Annotated in this window: 19 protein-coding genes; 8 read left to right on the top strand and 11 right to left on the bottom strand. The window is 47.4% G+C overall.

The genetic code is table 11. The features are described 5' to 3' along the window. Positions 1 to 33: 33 nt before the first annotated feature. Both gltB and QFZ80_RS37950 read right to left on the bottom strand, forming a co-directional pair. Positions 34 to 4,626, bottom strand: coding sequence for a glutamate synthase large subunit (gltB, locus tag QFZ80_RS37955; protein WP_307563762.1), 4,593 nt, complete (start codon positions 4,624 to 4,626; stop codon positions 34 to 36). A 216-nt stretch (positions 4,627 to 4,842) separates the two neighbouring features. Next, entirely contained in the window at positions 4,843 to 5,445 is a 603-nt protein-coding gene (locus tag QFZ80_RS37950; RefSeq protein ID WP_307549900.1) for a YdcF family protein, read from the bottom strand. Positions 5,446 to 5,544: 99 nt separating this feature from the next. Here QFZ80_RS37950 and QFZ80_RS37945 point away from each other — a divergent pair, with 99 nt between their 5' ends. From QFZ80_RS37945 to QFZ80_RS37920, 6 genes are all read left to right on the top strand, one after another. Continuing rightward, entirely contained in the window at positions 5,545 to 6,522 is a 978-nt protein-coding gene (locus QFZ80_RS37945; RefSeq protein ID WP_307563761.1) for an HD domain-containing protein, read from the top strand. 34 nt (positions 6,523 to 6,556) lie between these two features. Further along, positions 6,557 to 7,132: a thymidine kinase gene (locus tag QFZ80_RS37940; protein ID WP_307563759.1), complete on the top strand. Its 576-nt coding sequence runs from the start codon at positions 6,557 to 6,559 to the stop codon at positions 7,130 to 7,132. Positions 7,133 to 7,190: 58 nt separating this feature from the next. Further along, a complete protein-coding gene (locus tag QFZ80_RS37935) occupies positions 7,191 to 8,372 on the top strand; it encodes an MGDG synthase family glycosyltransferase (RefSeq protein WP_307563757.1) in 1,182 nt (393 codons plus the stop codon). A 25-nt stretch (positions 8,373 to 8,397) separates the two neighbouring features. After that, positions 8,398 to 8,895 carry a hypothetical protein gene (locus QFZ80_RS37930; RefSeq protein ID WP_307563754.1) on the top strand — a complete coding sequence of 166 codons (498 nt, stop codon included), beginning with the start codon at positions 8,398 to 8,400 and terminating at the stop codon, positions 8,893 to 8,895. Between the two features lie 153 nt (positions 8,896 to 9,048). Next, positions 9,049 to 9,774, top strand: coding sequence for a polysaccharide deacetylase family protein (locus QFZ80_RS37925; protein WP_307563752.1), 726 nt, complete (start codon positions 9,049 to 9,051; stop codon positions 9,772 to 9,774). A 49-nt stretch (positions 9,775 to 9,823) separates the two neighbouring features. Then, on the top strand, positions 9,824 to 10,750 hold the full coding sequence (locus QFZ80_RS37920; RefSeq protein WP_307563750.1) for a polysaccharide deacetylase family protein: 927 nt from the start codon (positions 9,824 to 9,826) through the stop codon (positions 10,748 to 10,750). Positions 10,751 to 10,769: 19 nt separating this feature from the next. Here the strand turns inward: QFZ80_RS37920 and QFZ80_RS37915 are convergent, their stop codons facing one another. Together QFZ80_RS37915 and QFZ80_RS37910 are read right to left on the bottom strand one after the other, a co-directional pair. Beyond that, the gene (locus QFZ80_RS37915) at positions 10,770 to 10,970 is read right to left on the bottom strand and encodes a C40 family peptidase (RefSeq protein WP_307549910.1); all 201 of its coding nucleotides are present in this window, start codon (positions 10,968 to 10,970) and stop codon (positions 10,770 to 10,772) included. A gap of 110 nt (positions 10,971 to 11,080) precedes the next feature. Continuing rightward, positions 11,081 to 12,277 (bottom strand): WD40/YVTN/BNR-like repeat-containing protein, encoded by a 1,197-nt coding sequence (locus QFZ80_RS37910; protein ID WP_307563747.1) that lies wholly within the window; start codon positions 12,275 to 12,277, stop codon positions 11,081 to 11,083. Positions 12,278 to 12,532: 255 nt separating this feature from the next. On the opposite strand from QFZ80_RS37910, the gene QFZ80_RS37905 reads away from it, so the two are divergent. Beyond that, complete coding sequence (locus QFZ80_RS37905; protein ID WP_307549914.1) at positions 12,533 to 13,537, top strand: M23 family metallopeptidase; 1,005 nt, start codon at positions 12,533 to 12,535, stop codon at positions 13,535 to 13,537. A 6-nt stretch (positions 13,538 to 13,543) separates the two neighbouring features. Continuing rightward, a complete protein-coding gene (locus QFZ80_RS37900) occupies positions 13,544 to 13,996 on the top strand; it encodes a bactofilin family protein (protein WP_307563745.1) in 453 nt (150 codons plus the stop codon). A gap of 472 nt (positions 13,997 to 14,468) precedes the next feature. Here the strand turns inward: QFZ80_RS37900 and QFZ80_RS37895 are convergent, their stop codons facing one another. The 7 genes from QFZ80_RS37895 to QFZ80_RS37865 all read right to left on the bottom strand — a co-directional run bounded on the left by QFZ80_RS37895 (position 14,469) and on the right by QFZ80_RS37865 (position 22,715). Further along, on the bottom strand, positions 14,469 to 15,962 hold the full coding sequence (locus QFZ80_RS37895) for a leucyl aminopeptidase family protein (protein WP_307563743.1): 1,494 nt from the start codon (positions 15,960 to 15,962) through the stop codon (positions 14,469 to 14,471). Further along, positions 15,959 to 16,858 (bottom strand): metallophosphoesterase family protein, encoded by a 900-nt coding sequence (locus QFZ80_RS37890; RefSeq protein WP_307549922.1) that lies wholly within the window; start codon positions 16,856 to 16,858, stop codon positions 15,959 to 15,961. The genes QFZ80_RS37895 and QFZ80_RS37890 overlap by 4 nt, the downstream gene beginning before the upstream one ends. Positions 16,859 to 17,033: 175 nt before the next feature. Then, positions 17,034 to 17,990, bottom strand: coding sequence for a carbohydrate kinase family protein (locus tag QFZ80_RS37885; protein WP_307549924.1), 957 nt, complete (start codon positions 17,988 to 17,990; stop codon positions 17,034 to 17,036). Between the two features lie 31 nt (positions 17,991 to 18,021). Continuing rightward, a complete protein-coding gene (locus tag QFZ80_RS37880; RefSeq protein ID WP_307563741.1) occupies positions 18,022 to 19,041 on the bottom strand; it encodes a LacI family DNA-binding transcriptional regulator in 1,020 nt (339 codons plus the stop codon). Positions 19,042 to 19,084: 43 nt separating this feature from the next. Further along, positions 19,085 to 19,972, bottom strand: a complete 888-nt coding sequence (locus tag QFZ80_RS37875) for a CehA/McbA family metallohydrolase domain-containing protein (RefSeq protein WP_307563739.1) — start codon at positions 19,970 to 19,972, stop codon at positions 19,085 to 19,087. A gap of 23 nt (positions 19,973 to 19,995) precedes the next feature. Next, positions 19,996 to 20,907, bottom strand: coding sequence for a carbohydrate ABC transporter permease (locus tag QFZ80_RS37870; protein WP_307549929.1), 912 nt, complete (start codon positions 20,905 to 20,907; stop codon positions 19,996 to 19,998). Between the two features lie 77 nt (positions 20,908 to 20,984). Next, the gene (locus QFZ80_RS37865) at positions 20,985 to 22,715 is read right to left on the bottom strand and encodes an extracellular solute-binding protein (RefSeq protein WP_307563737.1); all 1,731 of its coding nucleotides are present in this window, start codon (positions 22,713 to 22,715) and stop codon (positions 20,985 to 20,987) included. Between the last annotated feature and the right edge of the window lie 75 nt (positions 22,716 to 22,790).

Genomic DNA, 22,790 nt, shown 5'->3' with positions numbered 1-22,790 from the left:
AAAACTTACTTCGTCAGCATCTGATCTGATTCGTTAGTTTCCACCGACACGTGAAACATCCCTCATATTCGCCTCGAAAGCAACCATAACGGCTTCTTGTTGGCTTAGTCCAGAGCGTTTTACCTTTTCGATGGCATCAAACATCCGTTTGTAGTCCTTCGGTATAACCTTCACGAACTTCCAAACGTACTCATCCCAGTGCTTAATAACTTGGTGGGCAACGCTGCTATCCGTAAATGTGGCATGATGCTGTATCATCGTTTTCAGTTCGTTCATTTCATACGTTTCTTCCAACTGTTCTAGGTAAACCATTTCTTTGTTCACCTTACTTGAGAAGTCACCCTTCTCATCCAGCACATACGCGATACCGCCTGACATACCTGCTGCGAAGTTGCGGCCCGTAGAACCCAGGACAACAACACGGCCGCCAGTCATGTATTCACAACCATGGTCTCCAACACCTTCAACAACTGCTCGTACACCGCTGTTTCTTACGCAGAAACGCTCGCCTGCAATACCACGGATGTAAGCATCCCCGTCGGTTGCGCCATAGAATGCGGTATTTCCAATAATCACGTTGTCTTCGGGAACAAAGTGCGATTGACTGGAAGGGAAGATTGCCAGTTTACCACCTGATAATCCTTTACCAACGTAATCATTGGCATCGCCTTCCAGCGAAAGCGTGATCCCTTTCGGTACGAAAGCACCGAAGCTTTGACCAGCAGAACCATTAAAGTGGAGGCGGATCGTATCGTGCGGCAAGCCGTCCACGCCATGACGACGTGTAACTTCACTACCGACAATCGTTCCGACAACACGGTTGACGTTCGTAATTGGCAGGATGGCGTGCACATGCTCCTTGCGCTCAATAGCAGGCTCACAAATAGCAAGCAGCTTCGTTACGTCCAGTGAGCGATCCAAGCCATGATCCTGCGCCATTTGGCAGAATCGGCCCACATCCTCGCCCATCTCTGGTTGGTGCAGAAGCGGCGATAAGTCGACGCCCTTAGCTTTCCAATGCTCGACAGCTTGCTTAGACTCAAGCACATCTGTGCGGCCGACCATCTCTTCAATGGTGCGGAAGCCAAGCTCAGCCATCATCTCACGCACATCCTGCGCGATGAAGGTCATGAAATTGACCACATGCTGCGGATCCCCGGCAAATTTCTTGCGAAGCTCCGGATTTTGCGTAGCAACCCCAACCGGACAGGTATCCAGATGGCACACGCGCATCATCACGCAGCCAATGGTAATGAGCGGAGTTGTAGCGAAGCCGAACTCCTCAGCCCCGAGCAGGGCAGCTACGACAACGTCGCGCCCCGTCATCAGCTTGCCGTCTGTCTCGACGACGATACGGCTGCGCAGGTTGTTGAGCACGAGCGTCTGATGCGTCTCCGCTAGACCGAGCTCCCACGGCAGTCCCGCATGGCGAATACTCGTCTGCGGCGACGCGCCTGTTCCTCCGTCGTAGCCGGAGATCAGGACAACGTCCGCTTTCCCTTTGGCTACACCGGCAGCGATGGTGCCAACACCAACTTCGGATACCAGCTTCACGCTGATCCGTGCCCGCGGGTTGGCATTCTTGAGATCGTGGATCAGCTCAGCTAGATCCTCGATCGAATAAATATCGTGATGCGGCGGCGGCGAGATTAAGCCTACGCCTGGCGTAACACCGCGAACCTCGGCAACCCAAGGGTACACCTTGGTTCCCGGGAGCTGACCGCCCTCGCCGGGCTTCGCGCCCTGCGCCATCTTGATCTGAATCTCGTCCGCATTGACGAGATAATGGCTTGTGACGCCGAAGCGGCCGGACGCCACCTGCTTGATTGCGCTGCGGCGAAGATCGCCGTTCGCATCTGGCGTGAAGCGCTCAGGATGCTCGCCGCCCTCGCCGGTGTTGCTCTTGCCGCCGATGCGGTTCATCGCAATCGCAATCGTTTCATGCGCTTCTTTACTGATGGAGCCATAGGACATGGCTCCTGTCTTGAAGCGCTTAAAGATCGACTCGATCGGCTCCACTTCTTCGATCGGAATCGGTTGTCGGCCTTCCTTGAAGCTCAGAAGCCCGCGCAAAGCCATATATTTCTCATCCTCACGTTGGATGAGCTTCGAGAAATTCTTATATATCGCGTAGTTGTTCGTACGAACGGCTGATTGTAAGGCATGCACCGTTTCCGGTGTATAGAGATGGTCTTCACCGTCTCTGCGCCATTGCAGATCACCACCGGTATCGAGCACCTTATCGCGTCCCTCTTGCTCGGAGAAAGCGCGGTTGTGGCGGATCAAAGCTTCCTTAGCCACAATATCGATACCAATCCCGCCAATAGGGGTGTAGGTCCATGTAAAATACGAATCGATGAGTTCTTGGCTAAGTCCAATCGCTTCGAAAATTTGCGCCCCACGATAACTCTGGATCGTGGAAATACCCATTTTCGCCAGGACTTTAACAACGCCCTTCGTTACAGCTTTAATGTAGTTATACGTTGCTTTCTCAAGATCAACGCCAACAAGCTGCTTGCGCCCTATCATGTCGTCTAACGTTTCCAACGCGAGATATGGGTTAATAGCCCCTGCGCCATAACCGAGCAGCAAAGCAAAATGGTGCACTTCACGCGGTTCGCCCGACTCTACAAGCAAACTAACTTTGGTCCGTGTGCCTTGGCGAATCAAATGGTGATGGAGACCCGAAGTCGCAAGCAGCGCCGGAATAGGTGCCTTACGGCTATCTACACCACGGTCCGAAAGAATGATCAGCGAAGCGCCTTCCACAATGGCTTGATCAGCCGCTGCATAAAGGGCTTGCATCGCACTTTCCAGACCCTCTGTGCCTTCGGCTGCCTCGAATAACGTAGGCAAAGTAACCGTTTTGAAGCCATTGCGCTTAATATGACGCAGCTTCGCCAGCTCTTCATTGGAGAGGAATGGCGATTGCAAACGTATTTGTCGACAGCTCTCGGGTTCAGGGTTAATCAGGTTACGCTCAGGACCGATTGTAGTGCCTTGAGCTGTAATAATTTCTTCGAAATTCGCATCGATCGGCGGGTTGGTAACCTGCGCAAACAATTGCTTAAAGTAGTTATATAGCAGCTGCGGTCGATCGGAAAGCACGGCAAGCGGTGCATCCGTACCCATTGAACCAATGGGGTCTACACCCGTTTTGGCCATTGGCTCCAGTGTCTTACGCAGTTGTTCGAAGGTATAACCAAATGCATGCTGACGCTGCAGTACCGTGTCATGGTCGGAACCGAGCACGATTGGCGCATCTTCTAAGTCTTCAAGGGAAACGAGGTGCTCGTTCAACCAATCACGGTAAGGCTGTTCGCCAGCGATACGGCTTTTGATTTCCTCATCGGTTACGATGCGGCCTTCGATCGTATCAACAAGCAGCATACGTCCAGGTCTGAGACGATCTTTGTACAAAATACGCTCCGGCTCAATATCCAAGACACCTACTTCAGAAGCCAGAACAATGAAATCATCGGTCGTTACATAGTAACGCGCTGGACGCAAGCCATTACGGTCAAGGATGGCTCCAATTTGACTGCCATCTGTGAAAGCAATGGCTGCTGGACCATCCCACGGCTCCATCAGTGTACTGTGGTACTCATAGAAAGCCTTCTTCTCATCGTCCATCGTTTCGTGTTTGGACCAAGGTTCTGGCACCATCATCATCGCTGCATGCGGCAGCGAACGTCCAGAAAGCATGAGGAATTCTAATGTATTATCAAACATTTGTGAATCGGAGCCATCGGTATCAATAACAGGAAGAATGCGTTTGAAATCTTCGCCGAATAATTCGGTTTCGCACATAGCCTGACGGGCATGCATCCAATTCACATTGCCGCGCAGGGTATTAATTTCACCATTATGAATCAAATAGCGGTACGGATGTGCACGTTCCCAGCTCGGGAATGTGTTCGTACTAAAGCGGGAATGAACGAGTGCGAGTGCGGAGTCTACTTTCTCATCTTGCAATTCAATGTAATAAGCGTCAACTTGCTCAGGCGTTAACATTCCTTTATAAACAATCGTTCTGCTAGACAAGCTAGAATAGTAAAATTGCGATTCACGATGAGATAATTTGATAGCGTTCTCAGATAGCTTACGAATAATATATAGCTTACGTTCAAAATCCAAGTTGCTCGTTACATCTTCACTTTGACCGATAAAGACTTGGCGTACAAACGGTTCTGCTGACTTAGCGGAATCTCCCAAAGAACTATTGTCCGTTGGAACGGTTCTCCATCCGAGGAATTGCTGCCCTTCTTGTTTGACAATTCGCTCAATTATACTCTCACATGCTTGGCGTGCCTCCAAATCCTGAGGTAAATAAACCATACCGACACCATAGCTGCCAGCAGCAGGGAGCTTTATATTCTCATCCACACAAGCGAACTGAAGATACGTATCCGGGATTTGCATCAATAAGCCTGCCCCGTCACCCGTATTCGTTTCACTGCCTTGACCACCGCGATGTTCTAAATTACAAAGGACACGAAGCGCCTGCTTGACGATTTCATGTGATTTGACACCTTTGATATTGGCAACAAAGCCAATACCGCACGCATCATGCTCAAACCCCGGATCGTACAATCCCTGTTTGGGAGGTAATCCAATTTTAGTCATGTTGTGCAACCTTTCTTCCCTCGTTTTTGGTTGTACTCTTCGTCCTTGTTGGACGATGGAGTCGTTTACCCTTGGACGCACGCGTTAAAGCGCTAAAAAGTGATGACACGCGAATGTCTATTCCACCTAAACCAAGCCAATTAATTAGATGAAATATTCTCAATATTTTTTATATTATATTAACACTTGATATCCTATAGTTCAATTCAAAAATAATTAATATGAAAAGGGTTTCATTATAATAGATTCCAGTGTAAAGATAGCAATGCCTGCACACTCCCTTAACGTATAGTACGTCAATGAAAGCGGACGAATCTGAACCGGCTCCACCGTCGATGTCATTCCCAGGCTTCTCGCCATCAGAGATGCCCGATAAGCATGGAAGCCATGCGTTACAATCACCGCTGTCCGATATCCTTTTTCCATCATAATCGCTTGACTGTTCTGTAAATTCTCCATGGTGCTTCGTGACCTCTCCTCTAAAAGGATGGCCCGCTCCGGTACTCCTTTCTCCATTAAATAACGTTTCATCGTTACAGCTTCAGAGGGTTCACTGCCGCCTATCCCCCCACTGGCAATAATATTCGGAGCTAATCCGCTGCTGTAAGCCTCCACCGCAATATCCAATCGCTCACGTAAAGCCGGACTCGGCTTGCCATCCCATACCGCAGCGCCTAGAATAATGATACAATCACTAGGAGTTCCATGGGAATGTTTCCAAGTATAGTTAACTTTCCAACTCATGAAAGAAAAGTAAAACAGGATGATTAGGAACAAAGCGACGAGTATCCAAAGCCAAGTTTTGAGTTTCTTTTTCATAGGACCATGATAGCAAACTTTCTATGTTTCATGCTATGATAGCTTATACCGCTGCAATGAACATACATCCAGATTCCACAGCCTAGGAGGAACTCTGTTTTGAGTATACAGCATACTTTTTCAACCGGAACGATCTGGGAGCCTCTCTATCAATGGCAAATGAATGCCCATCCGATTGAAGTTGAGCTTTTCCGGTCGCAGCCGGTTCGCCGTCTGAAGTTTCTGCATCACTTCGGGGCATCTGCGCTTTTTTCACCGATGACACATTCCCGTTTTGAACATACCGTAGGCGTCTGGTCATTGATGGCTCACTTTTGCCCAGATGAACCTCATCTGCGTATTGCTGCGCTTCTTCATGATATTGGACACTTGCCTTTCTCCCATGCGGTTGAGAGAACACTTGGGTACGATCATCATCAGCAGACGGAGCAATTGATTAGGCGCGGCGTCGTTGCTGATATTCTCATCAAGCATGGCATTTCGCCACCGTCGATTGTGGATATTTTGCATCAAGATAGCCCTCTTACGAATAAAACTACGCTGCTCGGGCTCGATCATCTGGATAGCTTTCTAAGAGATACTTATTATGCCGGACAACAAGTACGTCCACCCTCTGAGATTGTCAAAGGGCTTCGCTTGCGCGGTCATTATGTGGAAGCTGACGAAGATACGGCTGCTGCGCTCGTTCATGCGGTTGTCGAGGACCACAGACTCTTTCTGAACCCACAGTTTCTTGCGATGGATGCTCTGCTGGCCAAGGCCGCTGCTCATCACTGCGAGTCGAACCCTGGTATGAAGGAACGCATTCCTTCCCTTATGGATCACGAATTGATCCAGGAGCTTTTGCAGAGTAATAATGCGACTTCCAGGGAAATCATCCATGTGCTGATGTACGAGCCCCAACGGATTCAAATCAATAGGGAGCCTGTTCCAGGCAGTATAGAAGTCAAAATTCGAAAGCCTTACAAGAAACAGCCACTGATCGGCGATAAGCTCGCCTCAGAAGCAAGCTTTCAATCCGCCGTTAAACTGGCAGAGCTCGATAGTATGACCGCTACTTACTTTTTCACCATATAACATTTATTACATCCGTAGAGGGGAATGGCCCAGCTTGGCAAAATTGTATTTCCGTTATGGCACAATGAACAGTGGTAAATCAATTGAAGTTTTACGTGTTGCACATAATTATGAAGAACAAGGAAAGAAAGTCCTGCTTCTCACGTCCGTCGTAGATGACCGTTTCGGGGTTGGCAAAGTCGTCTCCAGAATCGGCATGCAAAAGGTCGCTATCGTCGTCGACAAGAACTTGGATATGATTGCACTCGCGAGTACAGAACGCCCAAACTGCATTTTGGTTGACGAAGCGCAGTTTTTGAATAAAGAGCAGGTTGCTCAATTAATTGAAATTGTGGACGAATTGGATATTCCCGTTATTGCTTATGGGCTCAGGGCTGATTTCATGGGGCAATTATTCGAAGGAAGCGATGCCTTATTAGCTGTCGCTGACACGATTGAGGAGATCAAAACCGTTTGCTGGTACTGCGACAAAAAAGCGATTATGAATATGCGCTGCAAAGACGGGGAGCCGATCTTCCACGGTGAACAGATTCAAATTGGCGGTAATGAAAGCTATGTACCTGTGTGTCGTAAATGTTATGCATCTAAGCGAAAGTCTTCACAAATTTAAAGGCTATACCCTTATAAATAGGTCACAAAGAAATGGTTTACTAAGAAAGGTGAGTTCCTTGCGAAAAAAACGGGTTTTGCTCTTATCCGAGGGCTTCGGGAAAGGTCATACGCAAGCGGCTCACGCGCTTTCAGTGGAGCTTAGGCAAAGCTCATCTGAGATTATTACACGTGTGATCGAGCTTGGCGCTTTTTTACACCCTACCTTAGCACCTTGGATCTTTTCGGCATACCGCCGCACGGTTACATCACAACCCAAACTCTATGGTATGCTTTACCGTAATCAGTACGAAAAGTCGCCAAGTCGCGTTGCGGCGCTTGTTCTACATCGTATTTTCTATTCCCAAACGAAAGCAATCATCAAGCAGCTAAGACCAGATATCATTGTTTGCACGCATCCTTTTCCGAGCATTATCGTCTCTCGTCTCAAAAGAGCTGGACTTGATGTTCCACTCTTCACCGTCATCACCGATTACGACGTTCACGGCACATGGATTGATCCGGCAGTAGACAAATATTTGGTTTCAACCCCCATGGTGAGAGAACGCTTAATAGGACGCGGCGTGCCGGAAACGCATGTTGAAGTCACGGGGATTCCTGTGCATCCTAATTTCCGTTTGGAACATAGCAAAGAGCAGATTCGCCAAGAATTTGGTCTAAAAGCAATGCCCACGGTTATGGTCATGGGAGGCGGTTGGGGTGTATTTAAAAAGGAAGAAAAGGAAGAACTGCTGACGTACTTGGCAAGTTGGAGCAAGGATATCCAGCTTCTAATCTGCCTAGGAACGAATGAAAAAGCGCGTCAACAACTACTCGAGGAAGACGTGTTCCGGCAGCCTAACGTACATCTAATCGGTTATACAAGCGAGATTAACAAGCTGATGGACATCTCCGATCTGCTCATTACGAAGCCGGGCGGGATGACTTGTACAGAAGCAATGGCCAAAGGCATTCCGATGCTGTTCTACAGCCCAATTCCAGGTCAAGAAGAGAAGAACTGCGACTATTTTCAGGAACAGGGTTATGGACAGAAAATTATTTCACTAGAGATGATAGATCACTGGTTTAAATTACTGCTTGAACAGTATCCCGAGCTTGTGAAACGTAGAACAGATATCCGCAACCATCAAAAATATACGGCGCAAGACTGCTCCACAGCCATCATGCAATACTTAAAGTTATCGGAGAAACGTCCCTACATGCAGGCATCAACAACTACACCGCTCATACAATGGTATTAACCATGTATAGGGCGGTGTTTTATTTATGGATCCCCTTCACCGATTCGGCAAGCAGTTTATCTTCTCTTATTTGCTTATCTGGTTCGTCGGCAGCCTCTGGATGATGGCTGTGCTGGGCAGCGGTTCTGTTCAGGGGAAACTGCTCGGTGTCGACGTAAATCTATATCACGAGTACGCGTGCTTTGGATTTGCGGGAGCTTTAGGCGGAGCGCTGTATGGACTGCGCATGTTTCATGAGCATTACCACGACCTCACTACCCAGTGGGTGTACTGGTACCTGATGCGTCCGATACTATGCTTTGGATCAGCGATCATTACCATCGTCTTATTCGAGAGCGGCATTCTGCTGCTGCAGGTCGGAGACTCGATGGCCGCTCGTATCAGTGTGGCATTTCTTACCGGATATGGGTACGGGAAATTCATGGAGAAGATTCGTGCATTGACGACTACGTTTTTTAATGGAAACGGGAATGGGAACAATTCCGGAAACAGCAGTAATGGCGGTGACCAGCCGAAGAACTAATAAGATGGTGCAAAAAGACAGGTTGCGGCCGCAACCTGTCTTTTTTTTGCTCAAAATCACCTTAAGAACTAAAACAATCCAAATTTATATTGAATTGGATTCGATTAATTGGAGACTATAATTTTGTCACTCACTTGTATAAAGGAGAACACCATGAAAATATTTATTATTTTGTGTAGTTGTCTATTTTTGATGCAGCCAACTGCTAGTGCCGCTCCTAAGAAAGATCGAGCTTATTATGAGACACGCGGAGAAATCGTTTGGGAAATAACCACCGATGAAAAAGTCATTGCACTAACGTTCGACGATGGTCCTCATCCTGAGTACACAGCTCAGATTCTGAAACTGCTAAAACAGTACGAGGCTAGAGCCACTTTTTTCGTTGTTGGTAATAAAGTAAAACGGTTTCCTGACGTTCTAAATCAAACCCTACGTGAGGGTCATGAGATAGCTAATCATACATATAGCCACGCCTATCTAAGCAAAAAAAACAACATCAAAAAAGAAATTAATCAAACTGAAGAACTTATCTATGACACAACAGGAAGACGTTGCCTATTGTTTCGTCCACCTGGAGGGTTTTATAACGAACGACTTGTAGCTGCTGTTCGAGCAGAAGGCTATAAGTTGATTATGTGGAGTTGGCAATTGGATACAAAGGATTGGAGTACACCAGGGGTCAACACAATTGTAAATCGCGTATTAAAGAATGCGAAAAACGGAAATATTGTATTATTTCATGACTATATTGAAGGTCCTACACAGACCATAGCAGCCTTGAAGATCATCTTGCCGGAATTAAAAAGTAGGGGTTATCAGCTGGTTACCGTTTCGCAACTTCTAAACTATAACAAGGCTGTCCCTGTAAAAATTGATTAGACATAGAGATGCCTAAACCTAAAAGAGACATGAAATGGAGTGCTTTGCGATGGCACATGTTAAGCTGCGATATTGTTTGATCCTTTGTACGCTGCCTGTTTTATTCGGATTCACAGCATCCGCTGGCGATTCCATCATGACAGAGATTATGAATGAAGCTCCAAAAAAGCGGATCTTACCTATTTCCGCCAGAATAGATCGTGTTGAGGGTGCTATCCCTGGTTACAATGGTCTGGAAGTCGATATTCAAAAGACATACGAAATGAACAAGAATAACCTTGGCGGCAGATCTATTCATTATGTTTATAAGGAAATACCAGCGGAGATTCATCTTAATCAGTTGGGAGCAGCCCCGATTTATCGCGGTAACCCCCAAAAACCAATGGTTTCTTTCATGATCAATGTCGCATGGGGAAATGAATATATCCCTGTTATTCTCGATACCCTGGACAAGCATCATGTGAAAACAACTTTCTTTCTTGACGGTTCTTGGCTTAAAAAAAATGTGACAACGGCCAAACAAATCCTGAACCGCGGTCATGAATTATCCAATCATGCTTATTCTCATAAAAACATGAGCCAATTAAGCAATAGCCAAGCTTACCAAGAAATCTCGAAAACCGAGAAACTGCTTTCTCAAGAACTACAAGTAAAAAACCGATGGTTTGCTCCCCCGTCGGGTGATTTCGATAAAGAGACTGTAGAAGTTGCTCAAAGTATGAAGCTGAATACGGTGTTGTGGACGTTAGATACGATAGATTGGAGAAATCCAAGCCCACAATCCATTATTCATAAAATAAATACAAAAGCGGACAATGGTTTCTTAATACTCATGCATCCTACTCGATCAGCAAGTTCAGCCTTGGATGGCATGATTACCGCTGTCAAGAATAAAGGATTGCACGTAGGGACTGTAAGTGAAGTATTGTCTACAAAACGGGTTCCAGTTGGTGAAGAGTACTTCGGGACAGAATGACGTGGAACTTTTGGAGGAGTTACAGAACGCGCTTAGCCTGGACAAAGCGCTCTTTCCAAGAACTATTCAATTCAGATATCGTGACTCCAATGCCCTTGCGGAAGGTATGCAGCATAAGGCCGTTACCTAAGTACACCGCACCATGTCCGATACGGTCGATGCCAATTTTATTTTTTCTTTTGGGAGTGGTGAAAAACACGAGCTCACCTACACGTACCATTCTACGCCGATGACAAGGTCAGGGGGTATAGAGGATGGGATTTCATGGGTGATAAAACTGCAAAGAAGCCTTTCTGTCAGCAGTGCTCTGCTTCCAGAAAGGCTTCTTCTTCATTTCAGTGCATCAAACGTATGCACCTTGTTCCAATTGACACCACCGCTAGCGGTGGTGTACATCACGCTTGGCTGCTCATTGTCATTCGTGATGAGCCAGCCTTGATTGATGTCTGCCATAGCCAACAGCAGCTCACCATAACCTGTGAACGACTCCTTGCCGTTCACCCATGTCTTGCCGCCGTCCTTGGTCCACCCGACGGAGTTCGGCTTGTCGCAGCTCGGGCACTGGCCCCCCATAAAAGCTACGTCTGGACTCACGACGTAGAGAGGTCCGGGCCTTGCACCCGTGTTCTTCGGCCCCGATGTCTCACCCGCAGGCAACCCAGGGGCTGGACCACCTCCGGCGGTGCTGTTTGCCAGAACCGTCAGCCAGTTCTTCCCTCCGTCTTTCGTGTGAAACAACGAATACGAGGTTTGGGTCATTCCTGATTCCCCAATTAGCTCAACCCACGCATCGTTTGCACCCGCTGAACGAATAACGACACCGGTTAATGAGGCTGCTGTTTTACGCGACATCACCTTATTCCATGTCTTGCCGCCATCCTGTGTTCGCTGGACTTCTATATGATCTTTAACTTGTCTAACAGCCCATCCATTATTTTTATCATGGAAATAGGCGTCCCCCTTCGTGCCCTCGGGTACTTGCAAGGAAGTCCATTTCACGCCTCCATCCACCGTGTGTGCATTTCCGCTAAATGCTTCCTGCTTCGTTACAAAATGAAGGAATGCCTGGTTCGGTACTTTACCAACAGAAGTCCAGTGCTGACCTCCATCCTTCGTACTTATCAGTTTACCTTCATCACCGATAACCGCCCAAGCATCTTGACTATTCAGTGCAAACAACTGCTTAATGTCGCCTGTCCCCTCGTATTGAACCTTCCATTTTACGCCGCCATCGTCTGTCCGTGCGATCCAACCTTTGCCGCCGATCCAGCCGGATTTGGCATCAGCCAGCCTTACCGCTGTTACCCCGTTCATCGATACCTTCGACGGTGTTTCATTACCTTTATTGGGAACAGCTGTCGAACTAGGAGCTGGCGTTTCAGCCGAAGCTGTCGGTTGTGGCGTGATAGCTGAACTAGGTGTCGGTGAATTTGAAGTATTCACTGGCCCGCTTGTTGTTCCGGATGATTCACACCCTGTAAGTGCAAATAGCGTTATTGCCAAAAGCGTAATTGTTTTTCTCAACATTATGATAACTCCCTTCACTTCTAATCGCTCATCGATCTACCTTATAGACGTAACTTTCATTGGAAAAGTTGAGATCAAGACAGATTGGATGATTGGCAAATTTAGTATGTCCCATAGCATATAGTGCTTATGTTGGCAATACGAATGACCGACATCCTCTTTCTAGCAAAATAATAAATTAGGCATGACTCATCCTATTGACGAATACAATCGAATCAAGGAGGGGGACATTGTTACGGAAAGGAAGAGGATCGGTTGAAATTCATCTGGGGTAAAAAAGAACTCACCTTAATGATCATTCCGGGCGCCAACCACCGAACCGTAAGATTCAAGCTTCCGCATAGTAGTCTGTATATTGTGCCAAGCTTGATCCTGCTCGTGTTGATTGGATTTTTTGTCACGATTTACTTAATGAATATCTACTCCCATCAAACGAGAACCAGCATGCAGCAAACGTTCGATGGACAAGAACGCCAACTGGTTAATCAAATTACACTTAAAAATAGCGAACTGGAACAGCTTCAAACCAATTTGATTGACTTATCCCAGCAAGCGAATGAATTTAAGGTGAAGTTAGAAGAAATTAAGAAACTCGATCATGTCATTCAGTTAATGAGTGAGCCGGAGGGAACGAAAGGGACAAGCAAAAAGCTGTCTATACGAAACCCAGAGCCGCTGGATGATGCCAGCTCTGACGTCGGGGGCAGCGAGATCCCGGTTTCATCGGAAGATGTTTCTCATCTGGTCAGCAGCACCAAACAAGGGCTTTCTACGTTAGTTGGAGATATTAACGCCCTACTTGTGAATCTGAATGAGTCGGAAGCCAAGCTGAAAGAAGCAGAGCGCCTGCGAAGCATCACACCAACGATCTGGCCAACGGTCACTCACAGCATTACATCGGGATTCGGCATTCGTAGAGATCCTTTTACACTTAAACCGACCATGCATGCAGGGCTGGACCTCGACGGAGAGATCAATGACTCTGTATTTGCAACTGCGGCGGGTAAGGTCATAGAGGCCGGTTTTGACAACGAACTTGGCAATTATGTTGTTGTCGATCATTCCCGCGGGCTTCGAACCAAGTATATGCATCTGAATAAAATCCTCGTCAAACGCGGAGAATCAGTAACGAAAGGCCAAAAGATCGGCCTACTCGGCTCCACAGGACGAAGCACGGGCTCCCATCTGCATTATGAAGTTCATAAGAACGGCGTCCAGATTAACCCCTCCCCTTATCTTATTGCCAATAGAAAGGAATGAATCCTAATGCTTGGAAGCTCCAGAACGAAGCAAATTGATACTAAAACAACCGACACATTGATTGGGGGCAGTACCATTTGTGAAGGTAAAATCATGTCCGAAGCCAGCCTACGCATCGAAGGCCAGATGAACGGCGACATTGAGTGTGCGGGCGACATCACCATTGGTGAGAACGCTGTTGTGCAGTCCAACATCCAGGCACGCGATGTCATCGTTGCCGGCAAAGTGAAAGGCAATATTCACACCAAAGGCAAACTCATCGTGACCAGCTCCGGCGTGCTTGTTGGCAATATCGATGTCCGCTCCTTCATTATTCAGGAAGGCGGCATTTTTCAAGGAAGCAGTGCGATGAACCTCGCAGCTGTGAATGAAAAAGGCAGCGGAAACGGCAAAGTCATCGATGCTAAAGCACATAAACAGCAGAAAAATGAGCAACAGGCTGCCTCTGGCGGGAACTAAAATCAAAAGAGGCTGCCCCAAACTAACATGGCCTAACGGCCACCACCGTGAATGAAAATGTACATGGCCTGTGAATCTGTACGTTCCATACTGGAACTGCAGGTCACAGGCCATTTTTTTGGGGTAGGGCAACTCTGAGTTCCAGACCGGCAGACTGAATTCCCACGAGTACTGCAATGGTTGCTTCAAGCACGTGTATAGAAATTCTTTTCACTTGAGGGTAAATGACCTGTTACCAAATTTATTCAGTAGGTGATGGAAAGGTGTGCGGGGTGGAAACGAAATTCATACTTTCATTGGAATTGTCCAATGGAATTGACTTGCAGGCCACCAAATCCCTACTTCCATTGGATTAATCCAACGGAAGTAGGTTTCAGCTCTCCGTTAGATCCCTCAGGATCGCCTGCAGATTCACCGCGGACCACCAGGCTGCCATCTCCATGATGAGTCGTTTCAAGCGTATTGCCTTCTGCTACTCATCCCGGGAATTCCGATTGCGCACAAATTGCGCGAGCAAACGGGCTCCGTAACCGGTCGCGCCTGCCGAATGCCAGCCTTGAGCAGACGAGACATCCTTTAAAGACGCCATATCGATATGAGCCCAACGCAGCGATGGCTGGACGAACTTACGCAAAAATAAAGCTGCCGTCGTAGCCCCAGCTTCTCCTACCCTGCTGATGTTGCATATATCCGCATAATCACTGTGCAGGTAAGCCTCATATTCATCGACAAGCGGGAGCTGCCATACTTTTTCGCTAACTTGCTTCCCCGCTTGTACGATCTCCGCCACCATTGCGTCATGCCCCCAGATTCCAGCATACTTGGAACCTAGTGCGGCTCCGCAAGAATAGGTCAAGGTCGCAATATCAACGGCTTCCACTGCCCCAAGGCGCTGAGCATGAATCAAAGCGTCGGCTAGTACCAAGCGGCCTTCCGAATCCGTATTGCCCACTTGAACCGATATGCCGTTCGGATATTGCAGCAGCTCGCCAGGCAGCAGTGCCTCCCCGTCTGGCATATTTTCGGCAGCAGCAATAAGCACAACGACGTTCGCCTGCACATCCCCAGCAGCAAGAATATCAAGGGCGCCTATCACGGCTGCCGCCCCAGCCATATCCATTCGCATATCGCTGATATCGAAGTCCTTCTTTAGACTGATACCGCCTGTATCAAAAGTAATGCCTTTGCCAATAAGTGCCGTAAGCGGCAATGTCTCATCCGTACAATAACGCAGTTCCAGAAGCGCTGGAGGATACTTGCTGCCCTTGCCCACGGCGATCAAGCCGACCATCCCTAACTGCTCCAGACGCTCCCCTTCATAAACGACAGCCTCAACCTTCGTACGGGCAAAATGTACCATCGTCTTCTCGATGAGGGTCTTCGGACGCAGCATATTGGGGGGCTCATTCGCGAGATTGCGGGCTAGAATCGCCCCCTCTGCATAGAGGCGTCCCCATCGTACCGCTTCATTCAATGTATCGCTTGCTTCCTCTTCGAAGTCTGCATCGGTGAGAAACTGCAAGCTTACTTCCGCATGCTTGGTCTGTTTCGTTCGATATACCTCGAACGCATAGGTGCCTAGCTTCCAGCCCTCCACCCAAGCGGTTACTGCTTCCGCTTCGCGAATAGCAACCGAATGCTCACAGCGCTTCAGCAGCTCGCCCAAGTTAATGGCTGCTCGCTCTTTCTTGTGCTTGTTAACCGCTCGTCCTGCATTCCCCGCTGCCTCGCGGATTCGTTCCGTATCTAGGCGCGAGGCCTCTCCACAACCTACCAGCAGCGCGTCCCGCTCTCCAATACGGCCATGAAGCCAAGTCAGCTCCCCTCGTTCTCCCATATGAGGCAGAAGTGAATAGGCTTGCAGCCACGAAGGAAGGCGAGTCGCTCCCATCTCTTCGATGTCGTCTGAGCAGATGGGAATAATAAGAGTCTGGGCCGCATTTTCTCCCCCAACTGTAAAGGTCATCTTAAGACACCTCCATCTTCTAGACGCTGCCATGTATCAAAGGAATATCTTCCTTCTTGCAGACGAATGACGCGAGCGCCCCGAGGTAAGCCTCCGTAGGTGTTATAGCCTGTTACGCGGCCAAAACATAACCGAATATCATGCAGCGTACCACAGTAATCATTGTCATGATCATGTCCGACAAAGGTTCCCATCACATCGCCCATTTCCACCATTGCAGCAAATAACCCGCTGTTGAGTTTGGGACAACATACCTCTTCGTGCTTGATACCGCTCACTTTCCCCAGTTTCCATACATCGTTGTATTCAGGAAGCGGGATATGGAAAAACGCGAGACCAGGCCGTATTGCCCCGCTCCGTTCGCGGAGAGCAAGCGATTGTTGCTTATACCAATGCACCTGATCAGCGGCAATCCACGCGTAACCACCGACCGATTCTGGCGCCATCGCACCCGAATCGAGACAATAAAGCACAGCAGCCGGATTCTCGGATTCCACGCTTTGAATTGTGAGCATGTAATTGCCAACGCCGCTGAGATCGGCTGGTCCTGCTTGCGAGTAGCAAGTCTTATGTGTCAGCGCAATCGCCATCAGTTCCTCACGAGTCACATTTTCCTCGGCATCGTGATTACCGAATACGTGCGTCCAGGGTATGCTAGATTCAACTGCAGGAGCAATAGCTCTACGAAAGGATGCGGAAGGGTCAGATACGCCATAGCTTGAAATCAGGTCGCCCGTATACACGATGAGATCCGGCTTCTCCGCCGCTAGCACTGCTCTGACTAAAGCGAGCGTCCGCAAATCCGCTTCATTGTCCCTGTCGCCTCCAATATGCAAGTCCGTGAATTGCACAATGGTAAATGTTCCGTCCTCCCGGAACCTCAGATCGTTAGCCATTTGTCAGTGCCCCTTTCTTGTGCCGCGATTGCCCCATCTACCCTCGCAAAGCTGCTGAACAACTCTAAAATCTTTTGGAGTTATGCCCAGCATAATGCATAGCTAATCAAGCTGAATAGAAGATAAGCCTCGCATATCTTCTATTCCAAACTTAGATTTCATCGACATATCCTCGTTATATGACCTCAGAATGGTCGGATGTCTGTTCTTTATTTTGCCTGATAAAAGCTTCCAGCCCTTCCCGATCCGGAGTACCGTTGCTGCCGCCATAAGCTTCAACTGACATGGCTCCGCAAACGTTGCCATATAACAGGCAAGTCTCGACATTCAGCCCTGTTAAGAACCCATACATGTAACCCGCATTAAACGAATCTCCTGCTCCTGTCGTATCTAAGGCTTTGACGGAGAATCCGGGGCGAGACGTTTGCAAACCGTCTTTCATCGCTACGGCTCCTTTGGGGCCGAGCTTGACTACAACATGCTTACAGAAGCCCGACATATAGCTCAAGCAGTCATCTATGTGTTCGAAGCCCGTATAGTGGTGCGCCTCGGTTTCGTTCATCAGAAAGACATCTACATAACGCATCAATTCAAACACCCCGGAATACCATTCTCCGGTATCATCCCACCCTACATCGCAAGAAAGGGTGACTCCCATCTCTTTCAACTTCTTGGCCATAGCGACGAATTCGCCATGGTTGCGTCGTCCTCGATAACCGGTTACGTGGACATGTCTGCCTAACGTTACATGAGTTAAATCCAGATCGCTTACTTGCAGCTCCGCGTTTGATCCTGCATATGTAATGAAAGAACGATCCTGCTCAGGATTAATCGCTATCGTTATGCCTGTACGACTCGTTTGGCTAGTCAGGATCAGACTGGTATCGATACCATATTGTCCAAATTGTTCCCGGATATAACGGCCATAGCCATCATCTCCAAGAACACCGTTAAATGCTACATGCAGCCCTAACTTGGCTAATGAAATCGTAAATAGTGCCGCACCTCCGCCTACATGCATCAACATATCTTCAACAAAAATTTCCTGTCCCGGCAGAGGAATCTGATTACAGCCCACCACTACTAAATCAATATTGGCATCGCCGATGACAACCGCATCAAATTTGTTCATTCCGCACTCCCTCTCCCGCTCCGTTCTCTGTCTATCCTTCAGTTTGATAGGCTTTGCAGCTGTCGCGCACGACAAGCTTATGTCCTAATATCAAATCTTCCCTCGGACTGAATGTAGGATCTGAAATTAATTCAATCAGCGTATCCACCGTAATTTTCCCCATATCCTCAATAGGCTGTTCCATAGAGGACAAGCGCGGACGAACGAGCTCCGTCAGTTGGCTTCCATCAAATCCGATAATGGATATGTCATCGGGAACTTTTAGCTGATGGTCATGGATGCAGTTCATAGCTCCAACCGCCATATCGTCACTTACCGCAAATAAAGCCGTAGGACGAGGCTCACAGGCAAGCAGTTCCTTCATCAGATTGTATCCGCTCTGCGTCTTATAGTCTCCGAACCGGATATAGTCATTCACAATCCTTACCCCCTGATCTTTGAGTGCATTGCGATAGCCTACATAACGGTTCTGCCCTGAAGTGATGTCTCTCATATCCCCGCCAATAAAGGCAATTCGCTCATGTCCGAGCTCAATTAAATATCGGGTCGCATCATAGGCCGCTTCGTAATCATCGATAATGACAGAAACGAACTTATGATCTAGAGGTCTTACACTTGAAAAGATAACAGGAATATCTAATTTATTAATAAAACTCCGAATGTCATCGCTTAATTTTTCATGCATAATAATAATGCCGTCTACACGCATCTCTTTAAACACATTCAAATATTTCAGCTCTTTATCCGTATCCTCGATAATGTTGCAGACCAGAAGGTTATAATCATTCAAGCTCGCCGTTTCCTCGATGCTGCTCAATATGGTGGAATAGAAGCTGGATGTCAGATCGGGAACAATGACGCCAATCAGGTTCGTTTTCTTCCGCACCAAACTCCTCGCAATGTGGCTCGGCGCATAACCAAGCTCGTCAATCGCTCGTTTTACTTTGGCCTTCAGATCGTCCTTCACGTATTTTTCTCCGTTTAACACTCTGGAAACTGTTGTTACGGATACTCCCGCTTTCTTGGCTACATCTTTAATTTTTGGCGCCATGATTATCATCCTTTCTTACTGGCAGCATGCACATTTTTCTCTATTATTCGACAAATAATGGCTGAGAGAAAGCCCCGAATCCACCTTCCAAGTAGACAGCGATGCGGATATAACCTTCATCGCCTTTGACCTTATACTTCACCTGTTTAATTCTTCCTGTTTCCTCATGAAGTATTCGGCCTTCTTTACCGATCAATGTCACATATTTATACATTTTATCATACAATGGGCTTGACCGAAGATCATAAATAATTTGACCGTCTTCTACCCGAATTCCATCAAATCCATAACCTGTAGAAACATAAAAGCTGCCCTCACGAATCGCGGTAAGAATAGCTCCATTCGTATTTTCTTCTGTTAGCACCATATTCCAGGCTCGTTTCTCCTGCCCGTAGACGTGTGAGTCATCATTTCCGAAGCCCCATACCCTGCGTCCTGCAGATAATAGATAATCCCATTTATCGAAAGCGATGTCGTATTCCGGATTTCCATCCCCATTCACAACCTCAATGCCATTGTACCGCTGCATGCTGAGCATATCCTCATGCCGCCAATAATGGGAGAAAAAACGGTTCGGATGAGCCAGTATAGATAGGCCCCCGTTCTCTACACATATATCGGAAAGCTTCTGATAATTGGCAATGGTAAATTCATTGGAGTAGCCGTCCATGAGAGATCTCGGAGGGTGGACAAGCAGCATGTGCGTTTGCGAACTGCTCACCTCAATGGCTTCAAATACAGTCCCAATCGTGTGCTCACCCTCATGCTCGGTAATCAGATCATGATCGGATATGCCTAGAAAGTCATAATCATGATACATGCGGTACACCACCCAAAGCGGATGATGCCCGTCACTGGCCGTCGTATGGTTATGAAAGCTGCCTCGCAGCCATATACCTTGTCTGTCATAGGGATTTGATATTACTGTCACTTACAACCTCTCCTCTTAGGCGTCTATTCTTTGACCGATCCAATCATCGCACCCTTAGCAAAATACTTTTGAATAAAGGGGTAGGCAGCAATAATCGGTGCCACAACCACGATGATCGTCGCCATCTTCAGGGAATCTCCCGTAAGCTGCATGCGTTCAAGCATTTGAAATTGCGTCGTACCGGCGGCCTGCATCAGTGAATCCCGAATCGCATCCTGTTTGGTTAACATCTCCTGCAGCAGGGTAGATAAAGGTCTGAGCGAAGCGGTTCGAACATAAAATGCACCTGTGAACCAATCATTCCAATGACTCACTGCTGTAAACAAAGATATAGTTGCCAGCACAGGCTTGCTGAGCGGCATGATAATCCGCATAAAAATACCAAAATCGCTGCAGCCATCCAGCTTCGCCGATTCCTCCAGACTGATGCTAATTTGCTGGAAAAACGTCCGCAAGATAATCAAGTTCCACGCACTATATAGTCCCGGAAGGACATAGACCCAGATCGTATTGGTCAAATGCAGACTTTTGAGCAGCATATAATAAGGAATAATACCGCCAGAGAACAGCATCGTAAAAAAGACCATAAGTGTAAAAAATCGCACGCCCGGCATCGTCTTGCTTTTTAGCGTATAGGCGGCCATAGCTGATAAAAACACGCCTACAATGGTACCTAGAGCCGTACGAAATATGGAAATGGCAAATGCTTTGCCGATATTAGCCGATGTAAACACTTCCCGATAATTTTCTAGCGTCCAAACGCGGGGCCAGAAATAGATGCCTCCTCTTTCCGCATCCTTACCTGCATTAAAGGAAAGTGCCAGTATATTCAGAAAAGGCAATATGATGGATAGGCACAGGAGAATAATGAGTGCATAATTAACGAACTTGAATATTTTTTCACCTGCTGAGAGCTTATAAAATTCATTTCCCACGTTAATCTCTCCCCGTACTAAGAAGTGCGCTCCCGCCATGATCTGGGGGAGCGCCCGCTTCCCTGCTCATCCATTCATTATTTGAGAATAACCTTCGTTTTCGGATCGCTGTCTTTCTTCTGAAGCAGTTCTTCGAATTTGTCCAAGCCAGCTGCCTGCAGTTGCTTTTTCGATGCATCTAGAATTTTTTGCGCTTCATCCATACTCTTTGCATAGAACGCACGAATGACGCTTTCATTGTAGTTCGTTAAGGCTGTTTTTAATTCATTGCCTGTCGCATGCTCGTTAATAAATGAAAGGGGACGATAGCCATCGTTGATGATTGCGTTTTTCTTCTTCTCGTCATAGCCCCAGTACTCGGCAATTTTCAGCGGTGTCGCATTGGCTTCCGGTGAAACGGCATCGCCATACTGCATTTCGCCGAAATCGCCCAGTCTGTTGATATCCGTACTGCCGAGATAGCTTCCCCAGCCGTTCCCTACTCCCTCGAAGCCCAGCTCCTTAGCTGCTTTAGGATCTTTGTTCCGCAGCTCTAATACTTCTTTTTTAACCAAAGGATTGCCTTTGGCATCCAGCGTAAAATCTCTTCCCTCTAGACCGTACTGCCAGAGCAGCTTGCCTTCACGACTGGCCAGGAAATCGGCGAATTTGACGATATCTTGCGGATTTTTCGTTGTTTTCGGAATCGACCAGGCCATATACCCACTCTTATAGTCAACCGACATCCGGTAGCTTCCATCCAAAGAATTAATAGGTCCGAGCGGAAGATAGCTCATGTCTTTATTGAAGTCCAAATAACTATGCATATCGCCGATGATGCCAAATGAGCCGTTAATAGCTCCTTCCGTTGCTTTGTTTTCCTGCATCGCGTAATAATCCGGAACCATTAATTTTTCCTTCAGCAATTTTTGAACAAACTCAATGCGTTTCAGCGGATATTCCGTCTTGCTTTCGTGAACAATTTTACCTTCCTTGTTCTTTTCGAAGCGTTGGTCAACCGCTCCCCAGGTCATATCATTGAATAGAGGTCCATTCTCGTGATTGCTATTGCCCCAATATCTAGGTCCAAGGGGGGTAACCGCTTTTCCGTTTTTATCTTTGAAATTGCCGTCTTTGATCTTCTGGGCCAATTCATATACTTGATCCGTTGTTTTAATCGTTCGAGGATCAACCTTCAGCGCTTCGGCGATATCTTTACGTATAAAAGGACCTCCGACATACTTGCGCTCTTCGTAGCCGCCCTCTCTTTGAACGTTCATATGGACAAAGTAACTGGAGCCATTAAATTCCGGACGGAACATAACAGCGTTCTTCGTATCAAGCGGCAAATATTTATCATCCAGGTACTTGCTGTACACCTTGGTTCCTTTTATAAGAGGAGTCAGGTCTGTAAACATGTCTTCTTTGGCTGCTTTCAGAATGACTGGCATTTCTTGGCGACCGCTGTTATTCAGATAATAAACGATGAAGTCCGGTAAATCATTGGAAGCCAGCCCTGCAATCAGACCGTCAATCGCATGCTGCGAGTTCACACCCTCCATTTGCAAAGTAATCCCTGTCATTTCTTTCAGCTTCTTGGCAATCTCCGGATTGATGTCTTTCGTTATATCATCGCTGTCAATAAACAGAAGCCCCTTGATTGTTCTGTCTGCAATCCAAGTTGCGGGCTTGCCGCTGCTGGCTGTCGTTGACGGTGTTGAACTAGCGTTGTCCCCTCCACTTGCTGGTTGATTGGAACTTTCACAACCGGCAAGCAGCAAACTTGCTGCCAAAGGCATGGTAACCCACTTGACCCATTTTTTGCTCATACAATACTCCCCTTATCTTTCAATTTTTATGAACAACACCCGAAGGCGTCCTTCAACAGTTGAAAAGCGGAATCA

This window comes from Paenibacillus sp. V4I7 (genome assembly GCF_030817275.1).
GTDB lineage: Bacteria > Bacillota > Bacilli > Paenibacillales > NBRC-103111 > Paenibacillus_E.
Note: the sequence above shows the minus strand (reverse complement) of the source record. Positions and strands in the feature narration are given on the sequence as shown.